The sequence below is a fragment of the Burkholderia sp. BE17 genome (genome assembly GCF_009362305.1).
GTDB lineage: Bacteria > Pseudomonadota > Gammaproteobacteria > Burkholderiales > Burkholderiaceae > Burkholderia > Burkholderia pyrrocinia_C.
The window spans coordinates 84560-99485 of the sequence record NZ_WHNU01000039.1; the positions used below are offsets into that span (position 1 = coordinate 84560).

Consider the following 14926-nt stretch of genomic DNA (forward strand, 5'->3'; position numbering starts at 1 on the left):
CTGGGGAAACACATGAACGACACTCTGCATCGGTTCCTGTTCGGGATCTACCCGTACATCTGCGTCGCCGTGCTGCTGGTGGGCAGCCTGATCCGCTTCGACCGCGAGCAGTACACGTGGAAAAGCGATTCGTCGCAGCTGCTGCGCCACGGCACGCTGCGGCTCGGCAGCAACCTGTTCCACTGGGGCGTGCTCGTCGTCGTGCTCGGGCACTTCGGCGGCTTCCTCGCGCCGCACTGGCTCGTGTCTCCGTTCCTGTCGGCGTCCGGGCACCAGCTCGTCGCGATGGTCGGGGGGGGCGCTGCCGGCGTCGCCGCGATCGTCGGGCTGACGATCCTGATCTGGCGACGCCTCGGCGACCCGCGCATCCGCCGCAACAGCCGCACGTCGGACATCGTGATCGTGCTGATGCTGTGGGTGCAGCTCGCGCTCGGGCTCGGCACCGTCGTACTGTCGACGCGCCACATGGACGGCGCGATGTTCGAGCAGCTCACCGACTACGTGAAGGGTGTCGTCACGTTCCGGCCGGACATCGCGAGCCTGCTCGTCGGCGTGCCGCTCACGTACCGGCTGCATATCCTGCTCGGCTTCACGATCTTCCTCGTGTCGCCGTTCACGCGGATGGTGCACATCTGGAGCGGCATCGCGTCGGTCGCGTACCTGATCCGCCCGTACCAGCTCGTGCGCAAGCGCTGAGGAGGCCGCATGAACGATGTTCTCTCCGACGCGCCGGTCGCGTTGAGCATCAACGGTGTCGCGATCGACGACGACACGATCGCGGCCGAGGCCGAGCATCACGGCGACGCGCCCGATCCGCTCGATGCGGCACGGCGCGCGCTCGCGGTGCGCGAGCTGCTGCGGCAGCGCGCGGTATCGCTCGCGCTGCTCGACGAACGCGCGCCGCTCGACGACCTGGCCGTCGACGCCTTGCTCGAGCGCGAGCTGACGCACGTGCCCGAACCCGACCGCGCGGATTGCGAGCGCTACTACGCGCAGTATCCGGCGCGCTTTCGCCGCAACGACATCGTCTATGCGAGCCATGTGCTGTTCGCGGTGACGGATCGCGTGCCGCTCGCGCCGCTGCGGCAGCGCGCGGAAAGCGCGTTGGCCGACGTGGTCGCCGCGCCCGATACGTTCGAAGCGCTCGCGCGCGCGTCGTCGAACTGCCCGTCGGCGGAAGTCGGCGGCAGCCTCGGGCAACTGCTGCGCGGCGACACGGTGCCGGAATTCGAGGCCGCGCTGTTCGATACGGAAGGGCTCGGCGTGCTGCCGAAACTGGTCAACACGCGCTTCGGCTTCCACATCGTGCGCATCGAGCGTCGCGTGCCGGGCGACGCGGTGCCGTTCGACGAAGCCGCCGCGCAGATCGCCGCGTACCTGTCGGAACGCGTGCGGCAGCGGGCGATGCGGCAATACGTGGCGATTCTCGCGGGCAGTGCGCGCGTCGAAGGCGTCGCTTTCGACGGCGCGAACGGGCCGCTGGTCCAATAACGGGGTTTTGCATATGGCAACTCAACAAGGTAACGCCGGGCCGGTCGCGAACGCGCCGGCCATCCCGCTGCGCGCGTGGTCGGTGCTGGCCGCGAGCACGCTCGCGTTCATGGTGTGTTTCGTCGTATGGATGATGTTCGGCGTGCTCGGCGTGCAGCTGCGCACCGATCTTGGGCTGAACAGCACGGAGTTCGGGATGCTCACGGCGACACCCGTGCTGACCGGCGCGCTGATGCGTCTGCCGCTCGGCACGTGGACCGACCGCTTCGGCGGCCGTATCGTGATGACGGTGCTGCTCGTCGTGTGCGCGGTGCCCGTCTATATCGTCAGCTATGCGACGCAGCTCTGGCAGTTCCTGCTGATCGGGCTGTTTCTCGGCTGCGTCGGCGCGTCGTTCGCGGTCGGCACGCCGTATGTCGCGCGCTTCTTCCCGCCGCAGCGGCGCGGGCTCGCGATGGGCGTGTTCGGCGCGGGCACGAGCGGCGCGGCGGTCAACCTGTTCGTCACGCCGCTGCTGCTCAATGCGTACGGCTGGCGCTTCGTGCCGCGCGTCTATGCGGTCGCGCTGCTCGTCACGGCCCTGATCTTCTGGTTCGCGTCGGCGCCCGATCCGGGTGCGGGCAAGCGCGGCGGCTCGTGGCTCGATTCGTTCAAGGTACTGCGCGACCCGCGCGTGTGGCGGCTCTGCCAGTACTACTCGATCACGTTCGGCGGCTTCACCGCGCTGTCGCTGTGGATTCCGCAGTACCTGAAGAGCGAATACGGGATGTCGCTCGTGATGGCGTCCGCATTCGCGGCCGGCTTCTCGCTGCCGGGCTCCGTGCTGCGCGCGCTCGGCGGCGCGCTGTCCGACCGCTTCGGCGCGCATGCGGTCACGTGGTGGGGGTTGTGGGTCGCGTGGATCGCGCTGTTCCTGCTGTCGTATCCGGCGACCGACTTCGTGATCCACACGATCGACGGCACCGCGACGCTGAACGTGTCGATGCCGGTGGCCGGCTTCGTCGCGCTGACCTTCGCGCTGGGCGCGGTGTTCGCGTTCGGGATGGCGTCGACCTTCAAGTACGTCGCCGACGATTTCGCGGACAACATGGGCGTCGTCACGGGCATCGTCGGGCTCGCGGGCGGGCTCGGCGGCTTCCTGCTGCCGATCCTGTTCGGCGTGCTGCTCGACTTGCTGCGCGTGCGCACGACCTGCTTCATGTTCCTGTACGGGATCGTGTGGGTGTCGCTGATCCTGATCTACTTGTCGGAAGTGCGGCGCACGCCGGTTACGGGCTGACGGGGTCGATCGATGCGCTTGCGCGATGCCGGAACGGTTCGGCATCGCGCATCGCCATCGTCGTGCGCGGAACACCGCGCACGACGTTTCCGGCCGCGCGCGCTTCTGTCAAACTGGCGCCCATGAAACCGCGCCTCGCCTCACCGCCTTCCCCCGATTCCGCGCCTGCGCCCGCAGGCTTTCCCGACGCCGACGAACTGGCCGCGCTGCGCGCGTGGTACGCGGGCATGACCGTGCGCCAGGCCGTCGAACGCTACCTGCCCGATCGTCTCGGCGCGGGACGCTCGGCGCGCGGCGCGATCGGCGGCATTCGCCGTCGCCTCGTGCGCGTCGCGCGGCTGGCCGGCCGGCCCGATCTCGCGGAACGGCTCGCTCATCCCGACGGTGAGCGTGTGCGGGAGGCGAAGGCCGCGACCGAAGCGATCGGCCTGCTGCGTCATGCGCGCGCGCCGGTCCCGCAGATCAGCGACGACATCGGCCTGTGGCTGCCCGCGCGCGCGGTCGCTGCGCTGCGTGCGCACGGGATCGCGACGCTCGCCGATCTGACCGTGCGGATTCCGCGCCGGCGCCAGTGGTGGAGCGCGATTCCTGGCCTCGGCATGGCCGGTGCGCGACGCATCGAGGCGTTTTTCGCCGTGCATCCGGACCTGACCGAACGGGCGCGTGCGCTGATCGCCGCGACGCCGCGCGGCAGCATCGTGCCGTGGGAGCAGTTGAAGCTGCCGCACGAGGTCGACGGCTCGGCCGGCACGTTCCGCGCACCGCGCGCGACCAGCACGCTCGACGCGGACAACGATTACGCGGCCGTGCACGCGTGGCTGTCGCTGCACGAATCGGCCGCGACGCGGCGCGCATACCGGAAGGAGGCCGAGCGGCTGATCCTGTGGGCGATCGTCGAGCGCGGCCGCGCGCTGTCGTCGCTGACGACCGAGGATGCGGTCGCGTATCGCGCGTTCGTGCGGCGCCCGACGCCGCACGAACGCTGGGTCGGGCCCGTGCGGCCGCGCGGCGCGCCCGACTGGCGGCCGTTCTCGGGCGGGCTCTCTGCGCGTTCGGCGGCGTACACGCTGTCGGTGCTCGGCGCGCTGTTCCGCTGGCTGATCGAGCAGCGCTACCTGCTCGCCAATCCGTTCGCGGGCGTCAAGGTGCGCGACACGCGCGGCCCGAACGCACTCGACACGTCGCACGCGTTCACCGAAGGCGAGTGGCTGCTGGTCCGCACGATCGCCGACGGGCTCGAGTTCCGCAAGGAAGCGTCGTCCGGCTGGACGCTCGCCGCCGCACAGCGGCTGCGCTTCATCCTCGATTTCGGTTATGCGACCGGGCTGCGCGCGAGCGAGCTGGTCGGCGCGACGCTCGGCGACATCGAGACGGACGCGCACGGCGACGCGTGGCTGAAGGTGATCGGCAAGGGGCGCAAGGCCGCGCGCGTCGCACTGCCGCCGCTGGCGCGCACGGCGCTCGATCGTCACCTGGTCGCGCGCCGGTTGCCGGTCACGCCGGCGCGCTGGCGGCCCGACACGCCGCTGATCCCAAGCCTCGCGGAAGACGGCGCGGCCGCGATCACGAGCGTGCGGCTGTGGAAGGTGATGCAGCGCTTTTTCGCGCAGACGGCCGATGTCGTCGATGCCGATAACCCGGCGCTTGCGCAGAAGCTGCGGCAGGCGAGCCCGCACTGGATGCGTCATACGCATGCGACGCACGCGCTCGCGCGCGGGGCCGAGTTGACGACCGTGCGCGACAACCTGCGGCATGCGTCGATCTCGACGACGTCGATTTATCTGCATGGCGACGATGTGAAGCGGGCGCGGCAGATGTCGAGCGCGTTTGCGGCCGACAAGTAGGTGGGATGCGCGGGGGCGTCATGTCGGCGCCATTTTGTAATGAAGCGCTATCGGACGATTCATCGCGCCGAGATGTAACTGTCAGGTGTGTCAGGATATTGTTGGCCGCGAAGGCCCGCACACGCGTGCCTGTCTGCGCGTTCAGTCGACGGACGGATGACGCGCCGCAGCGTACCCGCCGACAAGACGGAACGGTCCGGCGCAATCGACGGTCATAAACTTTTTCACCAGGAGCAGCGGATGGCATCGAGCCAGGGCACGGTCGATTTCATCGTCGAGCAGATGGCGGCGGCCGGCACGGTATCGGCCCGCAAGATGTTCGGCGAGTACGGCATCTATTGCGACGGCAAGATGGTCGCGCTCGTCTGCGACGACCGGCTGTTCGTCAAGCCGACACCCGAAGGCCGCGCGTTTCTCGACACCTGCGACGAAGGCCCGCCGTATCCGGGCGCGAAGCCGCACCTCGTCATCGCGGGCGATCGCTGGGACGACCGCGAATGGCTGTCGGCGCTGATCCGGATCACCGCCGCGCAGTTGCCGGTGCCGGTGAAGCGAAGCCGATAACGGCCGTGCGCGAAGCGCCACGCCGCGTAACGTCGTGCAGCGCGCAGGCGTATTCTGTGACACATGCGTGCGACCACCGCGCGCCCGGAGGGAGCACAAGAATGGAGACATCCGGACATTCGCGCGGCACGCAGCTTGCCCGTCGCGCCTGGCACGCGCTCGTCGCGGCCCTTTGTGTCGGCTGGAGCGCGCTGGCGTTCGGCGCGGAAGGCGCAGGCGGCGCAGCGGCGCTGCTCGACCGTTACCACAGCCTCGGCGCGCAACTGAAGGACAACGCGTTTCGCCGGCCGCTGTACCTCGAATCGTCGGAGGCGTCGTCGTCGCTGAAGGGCGACATCTACGCGGTGGTCGACTATCCGTTCGCGGTCGTGAGCGGCCAGCTCGACGATCCCGCGCAGGGACCCGCGAACTGGTGCGCGGTGCTGATCCTGCACCTGAACACGAAGTATTGCCATGCATCGAGCGGCAGCGACGGCCCGGTGCTCGACGTGAACGTCGGCCGCAAGATCCAGCAGAAGCTGCCGGATACCTATCGCCTGCAGTTCCGCTATCGCGTGGCGGCCGCAGCGCCCGACTACTTCCAGGTCGACCTGACCGCCGACAGCGGACCGATGGGCACGAAGGATTACCGGATCGCGCTGGAGGCCGTGCCGCTCGGCGCGTCGCGCACGTTCCTGCATCTCACGTATTCGTACGGCTTCGGCACGGTCGGCAGGATGGCGATGAAGACCTACCTCGCGACGGTCGGCAGCGACAAGGTCGGGTTCACGGCCGCCAGCGGCGCATCGGCCGCGCAGCCGCAGTACATCGGCGGCGTGCGCGGGCTGCTGGAGCGCAACACGATGCGCTACTACCTCGCGATCGACACGTATCTCGCGACGCTCGACAAGCCGCTCGACCAGCGCCTCGCACGCTGGTTCGATGCGACCGAGCAGTATCCGCAGCAACTGCACGAAGTGGAAAAGAGCGCGTATCTGCAGATGAAAGCGCAGGAGATACAGCGCCAGCAGGCGGCGCGATAGGCGCCGCCGCCTGCTGTCCCGCCGCTCAGTTCGACGCGCCGCCGACCGTGCGGATGCTGCGCCACTGCCCCTGTTCGACGCGGAACAGCGTGTAGGGCGGCTTGATCAGGTCGCCGCGCTCGTCGAACGAGATCTTTCCGGTCACGCCGGTGACCGACACGCCCGGCAGGCTCGCGACGATCCTGGCGCGATCGACCGAATCGGCCTTGCGGATCGCCGCGATCATCGCGAGCGCCGCGTCGTACGCGAACGGCGCATACAGCTCGACATCCTGGTTGAAGCGCGCCTTGTAGCGCTGCGCGAACGCGACGGCGGACGGCAGCTTGTCGAGCGCGGGGCCCGGTTCGAGATCCTGCGTGCCTTCGCCCGAATTGCCGGCGATCTTCAGGAATGCGTTGCTTTTCAGCGCGCCGGCGCCGAACAGTTGCGCGCGGATGCCGAGCGAGCGCATCTGCTTGACGAGCATCGCACCCTGTTCGTCGAGCCCGCCGAAGAACAGCAGGTCGACTTTGTTGCTCTTCATCGTCGTCAGGATGCCGCGGAAATCGACGGCCTTGTCGTTCGTGTATTCGCGACCGACGACGCTGCCGTGCGCGTCCTTCACGCCTTTCTCGAACGCGTCGGCAAGCCCCTGGCCGAACGCGGTGCGATCGTCGATGATGCCGATCCGCTTCGCCTTCAGCTGCTCGACCGCGAAGCGGCCGGCCACCACGCCGCCGATGCCGTCGTGCCCCATCGTGCGGAACACGTTCTTGAAGCCCTGCATCGTCAGTTGCGGATTGGTCGAGCCGGGCGTGATCATCGCGACGTTCGCCTGCCGGTAGACGGCCGACGCGGGAATGCTGCAGCCCGAGTTGTAGTGGCCGATCACGCCGGCCACGCCGTCGTCGACGAGCTTCTGCGCGACCTGGATCGCGATGCGCGGATCGGCCTGGTCGTCCTGCACGTCGAGCACGAAGCGCACCGGCTTACCGCCGACGGTCGGATGCTTCGCGTTCTCCTCGTCGAGCGCGAGCTGCGCACCGTATTGCAGATCCTTGCCGACGCGCGCGACGGGCCCCGTCAGCGGGCCGGCGAAGCCGATCTTGATGGTTTCCGGGTCCGCGGCCTGCGCGGACACCGTGACCGTGCCGATCGAGCAGACGGCCAGCCAAACCAGCCAGTTACGACGATTCATGATGCATGCCTCCTTGCAGTGGTTGAAATCGCGGCGCGCGTCAGAATCGCGCGGCCCGGTATGGCGTGAGGTCCAGCGGCGGTGCGCGCTGGGCGACGAGGTCGGCGACGATCCGCCCGGTGATGCCGGCGAGCGTCACGCCGAGGTGCTGATGGCCGAATGCGTGGATCACGCGTGCGCTGCGCTGCGCGCAGCCGATCACGGGCACGCCGTCCGGCAGCGTCGGCCGGAAGCCGAGCCAGCTGCGCGTCGGCGCGCCGAGCGACGGCAGCGCCTCGCGTGCCGAGCGCGTGAGCAGCGCGACGAGCGACCGGTTCATCGGCGCGTCGAAGCCGCCGAGTTCGACGGTGCCGGCCGCGCGCAATCCTTCGTCGAGCGGCGTCATGTAGAAACCGCGCTCGGCCCAGCCGACCGGCCGCGTGACGATCTGCTCCTGCGCGGCGAACTGCACGTGATAACCGCGCTCGGTATCGAGCGGCACCGCGTCGCCGCACGCCGCCGCGAATTCACGCGAGCGGGCGCCCGCGGCAACGACGACGTGATCGAAGGTGCGCACCGAGCCGCCCGCGTGCACGTTCACGCCGTCGCCGACGGGCTCGATCCGCTCGACGCGCTCGCGTTCGAGCGTCGCGCCGCCGGTGGCGAGATGTGCGAACAGTTCGCCGAGAAACCCGTGCGGATCGGAGAAAAACCAGCTTCCGACGAACAGCACGCCGCGTGCGAAGATCGGCGCGAGCGCGGGCTCGAGCCGGCGGATCGCGTTCGCGTCGAGCAGCTCGAACGGCACGCCGAGCCGGCGCCGCAGCGCGAGCGACGGCTGCGCGGCATCGAACGACGCCTGCCGCGCGTACAGGTACAGGCACTCGCGCGGCCGCACGAACGCCGCGAGTCGCGGCGGGGCGAGCAGCGGCGCATAACCGTCGGCGGCGCGGGACAGCAGCGCGGCCAGCGCGCTCGCGCTGCGTGCGTGGCGCGCGGGTGTCGATGCGAGCAGGAACCGCGCGAGCCACGGCGCGCCGCGCAGCAGGTACGGCCAGCGGATGCGCAGCGGGCTGTCGGCGGCGAACAGGAAGTGCGGGATGTCGCGGAACACGGACGGGCCGTTCACCGGCACGCAGCCGTACGGCGCGAACGTCGCGGCGTTGCCGAACGACGCGCCGTGGCCGACGCCCGCCGGATCGAACAGCGTCACGCGATGCCCGTCGCGCTGCAGCCATGCCGCCGCGCCGAGCCCGATGAAGCCTGCACCCACGATGGCGATATTCGCCATGACGCATTCCCTCCGGCACACATGGTTCACACAAAGTTGAGATAAAGAATCACACAGTAATTTTTTGTGTGCAATCAAAATGAGATTGTGTGGCGCTAGTGTTTACCCGATTTCAACGGGCTGATTCAACAGACTTTTCCGCACACGTTTGACGGGGAGGGGATGTCATATACAATCGCTGGGCAGACCAAAATGGCAGACAAACACTTTTTGTGTGGTCACAGGCGATAAATGGCATCAGACAAACTTTCCGGCGAGCGCGACGGCGCTGCGCCGGTGCAGGCAAAGCGGCCGACTTATGTCGAGGTATCGAGCTCGATCGAGGAGGAAATCCGCAACGGCACGTATCCGCCGGGCAGCCGCCTGCCGCCGCAGCGCCAGCTCGCGACCGAGCTCGGCATCAACGTGTCGACCGTGTCCCGCGCATACAAGGAACTGCAACTGCGCGGCCTCGTGATCGGCAGCAAGCGCCGCGGTTCGCTCGTCACCGGCGGCGCGATGCCGAGCATCGCGCCGGCCCGTGCGGCGCTCGCGGCGGGCAACGGCGTGATCGACCTGACCGTGAACCGCCCGGCGACCGGCGAGTTTCTCGCGAGCCTCGCGCAGACGTTCGCCACGCTGCCGAACGACCCGCGTTTCGCCGCGCTGCAGGAATACCAGCCGCCGCAGGGGCCCGACTGGGCGCGCGCGGCCGGCGCGCAGTGGCTTGCCGCGCCCGGCTTCGCGCCGTCGCGCGACCAGGTGGTCGTCACGAGCGGCGCGCAGCACGGGCTGTATGCGGTGCTGAACAGCCTGATCGGCACCGACGGCGTGATCGTTGCCGATCGCCTCACGTATTACGGGCTCAAGGCGCTCGCGCCGGTGTTCCAGTTCGAGATCGTCAGCGCGCCGGCCGACGACGACGGCCTGCTGCCCGACGAGATCGAACGGATCTGCCAGCGCATGCCGGTCAAGGCGATCTTCGTCGTGCCGAACCTGCAGAACCCGACCGTGACGACGATGAGCCTCGCGCGCCGGATGGCGCTCGTCGACGTCGCGCGGCGCCATCACGTGACGATCATCGAGGACGACGTGTACGGCCCGCTCGTGCGCGACCGGCTGCCGGCGATCGCGGGGCTGTGCCCCGAGCTGACGTTCCATATCGGCGCGACGTCGAAGGTCCTCGCGCCGGGGCTGCGCCTCGGCTACCTGAGCTGTCCGCGCGACAGCGTCGCGCTGTGCGCGGAAGCGGTGCGCACGACCGCGTGGATGCCCGCGCCCACGTCGATGCTGATCGCGACGGTATGGATCGAGGACGGCACCGCCGAGCGGATCATGGCCGCGCAACTCGCGGAGATCCGCGCGCGCGTCGATCTCGCGCGGGAACTGCTGCCGGCCGGGCAGTTGAAGTCCGACCCCGCGTGCATGTTCGTGTGGCTGCGGCTGCCGCCGCCATGGCGCGCCGACGACTTCGCCGCGAACGCGAAGGCGCGCGGCGTGATCGTGATGCCGTCGTCGACGTTCGCGGTCGATCGCGCGGAAATCGAGCACGGCGTGCGCATCAACCTCGCGTGCCCGGCCACGCGCGACGAACTCGTCAACGGGCTGCGGATTCTGTCCGGCACGCTGAAGGACCGGCCGCGCGCGCTGTTCGGCTCGATCTGACGGCGCTCGCTCAGTCGAGCAAGCCTGCGACGACGTCGACGATCCGCTGCAGCAGCGCTTCGTCGTAAGGCAGCCACGGTACGGCGCGCAGCGGCGACGGCGGCGGCTTGGTCGCGGGTTCGACGGGTTCGCCGTCACGCGTCACGCGGCCGGTCGCGCAATGCACCGACCATGCGCCGACGCGCACGTGACGATCGTCGATCGAGATCCTTCCTTGCGCAATCGCGTCGGCGAACACGAGCGACAGCACGTGCTTGCGATGCCGCGCCATCACGCCCAGCGGCAAATCCGACAGCCGGTTCAGGCGCTGCCAGCGTTGCGCTTCGATTTCGCGCTGGCGGATCGGGGCGACCGCGAGCGCGGTGGCGGCCGCCCGCGTCGCGTCGTCGTCGAGCGCGAACGCGGCCACGCTGACGAGCAGGTCGACCGCGCGCGCCACTTCCGAGAACACGACGCGATCGATCTCGCCGATCGTCAGCGGCACCCAGCGCCGTTCGCGGCGGCGTTCGAAGTGCAGCCGGCGCGATGTGCCGTGGCCTTCCGAGCCGGGATAGAGCCGCGCATCGACGAGGAAGGTTGCACGCACGTCGCCGAATTCGCGGACGAGCCCGTCGTCGTACGCGCGGATCGACCAGCCCTCGCGGCGCGCGACGCCGAGCAGCGGCCGGCTCGACAGCACGTGACCTTCGAACATCGCGGAATCGCTGGCTGCGGCGTCGCCGTCGGCCGGCACGTAGTACTCGCGGAATGCCTGCCTGACCGGCTGCCGCAGCGCGCGGCCGACGATCGCGCGCTGCCACGTGAGCCGCTCGTCCGCATCGGCGAGCAGCGGGTGCCATAACCGGATATCGCTGTCGTCGGCGACGTCGCACGCGCGCCCGGCCGCGTCGCGCAGCACGACCTTGCCATTCGCAATTTCAGGCATGAACGACCGCGTCGATCCATCTCCGCCGCGCGCTTGCCAGATCATCCGCGCCGAGAACGCGGCGCCGGCCGGCGCATCGACGAGCCGCTCGCGCCATTCGGCATGGCCGAGCGTCATCGGCTGCCAGAAGCCCGCTTCCATGCACGCGGCGAGCATCGCGAGCTGCTTCTTGTCGGGCTTCGCGTCGAGCGTCATGCGCAGCGCGGTATGCGGCCGCTCGCCGAGCGCGCGTTCGGCCGGCTTGAGGTTGCGCGCGAGCTTCTTCTGCACGCCGGCGTGACGCACGGTGGCCAGCGCGTCGCGCAGCGCACGCACGCTCTCGGGTGTCGGGATCGTCTCGACCGCGTGGCCGAGCGCGATCGCGAGCGACTGCGACGGCGCCGTCTTCGCGGCCGTCGGCGCGACGCACACGCCCGTCAGCAGCGGCCCGATCAGCGGGCGCAGCCACGCTTCGTCGCGATAGGCGGCCACGCGCGCCGCGCGGGCGACGACCTGCGCGTCGTCGGTCGTGAACGCGCGATCGGCCTCGTACGGAACGGCGCCGGCATGGAGCGCCGCGACCTGCCGCGCGGCCTCGGTCAGCGCGTCGCGCGCGAATTCGACGTACGCGGCGTCTTCCGCGAGCGTGACGGCCGGATCGCTGAAGTCGATCCACAGCCGCTTCGGCGCGAAATAGCCGTTGTTCGTCGCGGCCAGCGCGAGCAGCGCGGCCGGCCCGAGCTCGGGCAGCACGTCGAGTTCGCGCACGCGAAACGGCGAATCGGCCAGCGCTTGCGCATACGCGTCGCGTCGCGCCGAGAAGTCGCGGTGGCCGGCGAACCAGTCGAGCGCATAGGCGCCATACGCGGATGCCGCGCGCAGGGTGCCTTCCTCCGGCTCGCTTGCGATGCGCGCAAGTTCGGCCTGCAGCGCGGGCGACGGCAGCGCGTCGAGGCAGGGCAGTTCCTCCAGCGCACGCTTCCATGCGCCGGGCGGGATGTCGCGGAACAGTTCGAGCGCGGCATCGGCGCTGACGAGCGGCACGAGGCCGAGCGCATCGATGTGCCCGCGCAGCCAGCGCGCGAATTCGGCGCGCGGATCGTCGTAGGCGTAATCAGGCGGCTTGATCTCGTGCTCGGTGCGGCGCAGCGCCGGCCAGACCGCGCCGAGCGTGTGCGCGTCGAGCGTCGACAGGTCGATCGGCGTGCCGGTGAAGCGCGGATGGTCGGCGGTGCCGGTCAGCCGCGCGACGAGCAGGGCGGCGAGCGCGCGTTCAGTCATGCGCGGCCTCCTTGCCGGCGACGCGCGATGCGCGGACATCGGCGCGGCGGCTCGCGCGCGCCGATGCGCGTTCGGGCAATTCGCCGCGCGCATCCGGGAGGTTGACGGCGATCCGTACGCCGAGCCCCTGCAGGACCTGGAACGCCTTGCTCCACTGGACGGTGTCCGCGCCGCATTCGGCCCTGACCATGAACGACTCGCTGGCGCCGACGCGGCCGGCTGTGTCGTTCCGGCGCCGGTTCTGTATTTTCCGGGTGGCGCGGATCACGCTGCCGCGGTCGGATGCCTGTTCGATCGTGTGCTGCATGGTCTGAATCCACCCGTGAAAACCGTGCGATTGCACAGTATTGCACCCCAATTACGATAGTCGGACGAAAGGCCGTGCGGCTGTCGCTTCGGGCTGGCGCCGGCGGCGCCGCGCAAGGCTTCAGGCCGCCCGGGAATTTCATAAGACGTACAGTTCTCCCGCCGTGCGCGATTCGCGCCGAACTGTACTCTTGTTCGCGCGATCGATGTGTGTACTCGTCGCCGACTGTTCTGCTTTTAAGATTCCATCATCAAGTGCACAGTGCCGCAGATCCTGTCGTACCGGAACCCTGCCGGCGCATCTTCAAGAGAGAGCCAGTGTGATGGAAAAGGCAAAACCGGAGGGAAGGATCAGGAATCACGACGGCCCGGTCGGCGGGTGGAACACGCGCGTGTCGGACGCGCACCGCATGGCGGCGCGACGGCGCATGCCGACGGGAGGCGCGCGATGAAGCTCTATGAAAAACTCGCGGACGATATCGAGCGCCTGATCCGCCAGGGCGTGTACCGGCACGGCGACCGGATTCCGTCGGTGCGGCAGGCGAGCCAGCAGCACCGGATCAGCATCACGACCGTGCTGCATGCATACCTGCTGCTCGAAAGCCGCGGGCTGCTGGAAAGCCGCCCGCAGTCGGGCTATTTCGTGAACCTGCGCCGCGACGACAGCCATGCGCCGGTGCGCGAGCTGCGGGCGTCGAAGCCGATCGCGATCTCGTCGTCGGTGGACGTGAGCCGGCTCGTGCTGTCGACGCTGCGCTCGATCGGCACCGACGACGCGGTGCCGCTCGGCTCGCCGTATCCGGACCCGAGCCTGTTCCCGTTCGAGAAGCTGAACCGCTACGCGTATGCAGCCGGCCGCGACAAGTCGCTGTGGGGTGTGACGGACGGGCTGCCGCCCGGCCATCCGCGGCTGATCCGGCAGATTGCGCGCCGCTACCTGGAAAACGGGATGTCGGTGGACCCGAACGAGATCATCGTGACGGTCGGCGCGACGGAGGCGATGAACCTGTGTCTTCAGGCGGTCGCGAAGCCGGGCGACACGATCGCGGTGGAGTCGCCGACGTTCTACGCGATGCTGCACGCGATCGAGCGGATGGGGATGAAGGCGATCGAGGTGGCGACGCATCCGGAATACGGGATCGACATTGCCGCGCTGGCGGCGATCGCGAAGTCGCAGCCGATCGCGGCCTGCATGGTGATGCCGAACTTCCAGAACCCGCTGGGCTTTCAGATGCCCGACGAGCGCAAGCGCGAGCTGGTCGAGTTCGCAACGAGGGCCGATATGCCGATCATCGAGAACGGCGTGTACAACGAACTGTATTTCGGCGATATGCATCCGAGTTCGCTGAAGTCCTACGACCGCAGCGGGATCGTGCTGCATTGCTCGTCGTTCTCGAAGAGCCTGACGGCCGCGTACCGGATCGGCTGGGCGTTGCCGGGACGTTATCGCGATCAGGTCGAGAAGCTGAAATTCCTGAACACGCTCGCGACGCCGTCGTTGCCGCAGCTCGCGATCGCGGAGTTTCTCGAACGCGACGGCTACGAGCATCACCTGCGACGCTTGCGCAAGGCGTATGCGCAGCAGGCGAACCTGATGCGCGCGATGGTGTCGCGGTTCTTTCCGGAGGGCACGCGCATTTCGAGCCCGGCGGGCGGGTATGTGCTGTGGGTCGAGTTGCCCGCGCAGGTCGATGCGATGCGCTTGTATCAGCTTGCGCTGGAGCAGGGGATCACGATCGGGCCCGGCTACATGTTCTCGATTACGGACAATTATCGGAACTTCATCCGACTGAACTACAGCAGCCCGTGGTCGCCGGAGATCGAGCAGGCGGTGATCGCGGTCGGGAAGCTGGCCGCGGCGTGCATGCGGTGAAGGGGCATGCGTGGTGCTTGTGTTTCAACGACGAAGCCGGCATGGTGCCGGCTTTTTCTTGGGTCTTCGTGGATTCCCGTGGATGTCGCTTGCCGACCCGTTGCGGCCGGTTAGCAGATCGCAGTCTGGGAGTCGGATTTCGAGTGCGGATTCAACCCGTCGATGCAACGAATTGATGAAAGCGCTCAGCCGGTGTATCGAAGTCTAGCGTCTTTCGAGGACGCTCATTGAGCCGCTTGGCAACAGCGTTGAGCGTGGCCTGTGAATAGGC

12 protein-coding genes and 1 pseudogene are annotated in these 14926 nt (G+C 68.8%); 8 read left to right on the forward strand and 5 right to left on the reverse strand.

Annotated elements, in window-relative coordinates; genetic code table 11:
• Window positions 1-12 precede the first annotated feature (12 nt).
• From narI to GD429_RS29475, 6 genes are all read left to right on the forward strand, one after another.
• Window positions 13-696, forward strand: coding sequence for a respiratory nitrate reductase subunit gamma (narI, locus tag GD429_RS29450; protein ID WP_152862303.1), 684 nt, complete (start codon window positions 13-15; stop codon window positions 694-696).
• Between the two features lie 9 nt (window positions 697-705).
• Window positions 706-1491, forward strand: a complete 786-nt coding sequence (locus GD429_RS29455; protein WP_152862305.1) for a peptidylprolyl isomerase — start codon at window positions 706-708, stop codon at window positions 1489-1491.
• Between the two features lie 13 nt (window positions 1492-1504).
• Entirely contained in the window at window positions 1505-2770 is a 1266-nt protein-coding gene (locus GD429_RS29460; RefSeq protein WP_152862307.1) for an MFS transporter, read from the forward strand.
• Between the two features lie 122 nt (window positions 2771-2892).
• Window positions 2893-4614, forward strand: a complete 1722-nt coding sequence (locus GD429_RS29465; protein ID WP_152862309.1) for a site-specific integrase — start codon at window positions 2893-2895, stop codon at window positions 4612-4614.
• Window positions 4615-4854: 240 nt separating this feature from the next.
• Window positions 4855-5178 (forward strand): TfoX/Sxy family protein, encoded by a 324-nt coding sequence (locus GD429_RS29470; protein WP_152862311.1) that lies wholly within the window; start codon window positions 4855-4857, stop codon window positions 5176-5178.
• 101 nt (window positions 5179-5279) lie between these two features.
• The gene (locus GD429_RS29475; protein ID WP_152862313.1) at window positions 5280-6200 is read left to right on the forward strand and encodes a hypothetical protein; all 921 of its coding nucleotides are present in this window, start codon (window positions 5280-5282) and stop codon (window positions 6198-6200) included.
• A gap of 25 nt (window positions 6201-6225) precedes the next feature.
• Here GD429_RS29475 and GD429_RS29480 read toward each other — a convergent pair whose 3' ends face one another.
• Entirely contained in the window at window positions 6226-7377 is a 1152-nt protein-coding gene (locus GD429_RS29480) for a branched-chain amino acid ABC transporter substrate-binding protein (RefSeq protein ID WP_152862315.1), read from the reverse strand.
• A 40-nt stretch (window positions 7378-7417) separates the two neighbouring features.
• The gene (locus tag GD429_RS29485) at window positions 7418-8647 is read right to left on the reverse strand and encodes an NAD(P)/FAD-dependent oxidoreductase (RefSeq protein ID WP_152862317.1); all 1230 of its coding nucleotides are present in this window, start codon (window positions 8645-8647) and stop codon (window positions 7418-7420) included.
• Window positions 8648-8878: 231 nt separating this feature from the next.
• Here GD429_RS29485 and GD429_RS29490 point away from each other — a divergent pair, with 231 nt between their 5' ends.
• The gene (locus tag GD429_RS29490; protein ID WP_152862320.1) at window positions 8879-10291 is read left to right on the forward strand and encodes a PLP-dependent aminotransferase family protein; all 1413 of its coding nucleotides are present in this window, start codon (window positions 8879-8881) and stop codon (window positions 10289-10291) included.
• A 10-nt stretch (window positions 10292-10301) separates the two neighbouring features.
• On the opposite strand, the gene GD429_RS29495 is transcribed toward GD429_RS29490, so the two are convergent.
• The gene (locus GD429_RS29495; protein WP_152862322.1) at window positions 10302-12476 is read right to left on the reverse strand and encodes a DUF4132 domain-containing protein; all 2175 of its coding nucleotides are present in this window, start codon (window positions 12474-12476) and stop codon (window positions 10302-10304) included.
• Window positions 12469-12783 (reverse strand): transcriptional regulator, encoded by a 315-nt coding sequence (locus tag GD429_RS29500; RefSeq protein WP_152862324.1) that lies wholly within the window; start codon window positions 12781-12783, stop codon window positions 12469-12471. The genes GD429_RS29495 and GD429_RS29500 overlap by 8 nt, the downstream gene beginning before the upstream one ends.
• Window positions 12784-13230: 447 nt before the next feature.
• On the opposite strand from GD429_RS29500, the gene GD429_RS29505 reads away from it, so the two are divergent.
• Window positions 13231-14655, forward strand: coding sequence for a PLP-dependent aminotransferase family protein (locus GD429_RS29505; RefSeq protein WP_152862326.1), 1425 nt, complete (start codon window positions 13231-13233; stop codon window positions 14653-14655).
• A gap of 151 nt (window positions 14656-14806) precedes the next feature.
• On the opposite strand, the pseudogene GD429_RS29510 reads toward GD429_RS29505, so the two are convergent.
• A pseudogene (locus GD429_RS29510) lies at window positions 14807-14926 on the reverse strand (IS30 family transposase); the annotation flags it as partial.

What these genes read in the sequence shown, in the direction of transcription:
- GD429_RS29475 (WP_152862313.1), top strand. Translation starts at nt 5,280, where the DNA reads ATGGAGACATCCGGACATTCGCGCGGCACGCAGCTTGCCCGTCGCGCC.
- GD429_RS29505 (WP_152862326.1), top strand. Translation starts at nt 13,231, where the DNA reads ATGAAGCTCTATGAAAAACTCGCGGACGATATCGAGCGCCTGATCCGC.
- narI (WP_152862303.1), top strand. Translation starts at nt 13, where the DNA reads ATGAACGACACTCTGCATCGGTTCCTGTTCGGGATCTACCCGTACATC.
- GD429_RS29455 (WP_152862305.1), top strand. Translation starts at nt 706, where the DNA reads ATGAACGATGTTCTCTCCGACGCGCCGGTCGCGTTGAGCATCAACGGT.
- GD429_RS29485 (WP_152862317.1), bottom strand. Translation starts at nt 8,647, where the DNA reads ATGGCGAATATCGCCATCGTGGGTGCAGGCTTCATCGGGCTCGGCGCG.
- GD429_RS29465 (WP_152862309.1), top strand. Translation starts at nt 2,893, where the DNA reads ATGAAACCGCGCCTCGCCTCACCGCCTTCCCCCGATTCCGCGCCTGCG.
- GD429_RS29480 (WP_152862315.1), bottom strand. Translation starts at nt 7,377, where the DNA reads ATGAATCGTCGTAACTGGCTGGTTTGGCTGGCCGTCTGCTCGATCGGC.
- GD429_RS29490 (WP_152862320.1), top strand. Translation starts at nt 8,879, where the DNA reads ATGGCATCAGACAAACTTTCCGGCGAGCGCGACGGCGCTGCGCCGGTG.
- GD429_RS29460 (WP_152862307.1), top strand. Translation starts at nt 1,505, where the DNA reads ATGGCAACTCAACAAGGTAACGCCGGGCCGGTCGCGAACGCGCCGGCC.
- GD429_RS29500 (WP_152862324.1), bottom strand. Translation starts at nt 12,783, where the DNA reads ATGCAGCACACGATCGAACAGGCATCCGACCGCGGCAGCGTGATCCGC.
- GD429_RS29495 (WP_152862322.1), bottom strand. Translation starts at nt 12,476, where the DNA reads ATGACTGAACGCGCGCTCGCCGCCCTGCTCGTCGCGCGGCTGACCGGC.
- GD429_RS29470 (WP_152862311.1), top strand. Translation starts at nt 4,855, where the DNA reads ATGGCATCGAGCCAGGGCACGGTCGATTTCATCGTCGAGCAGATGGCG.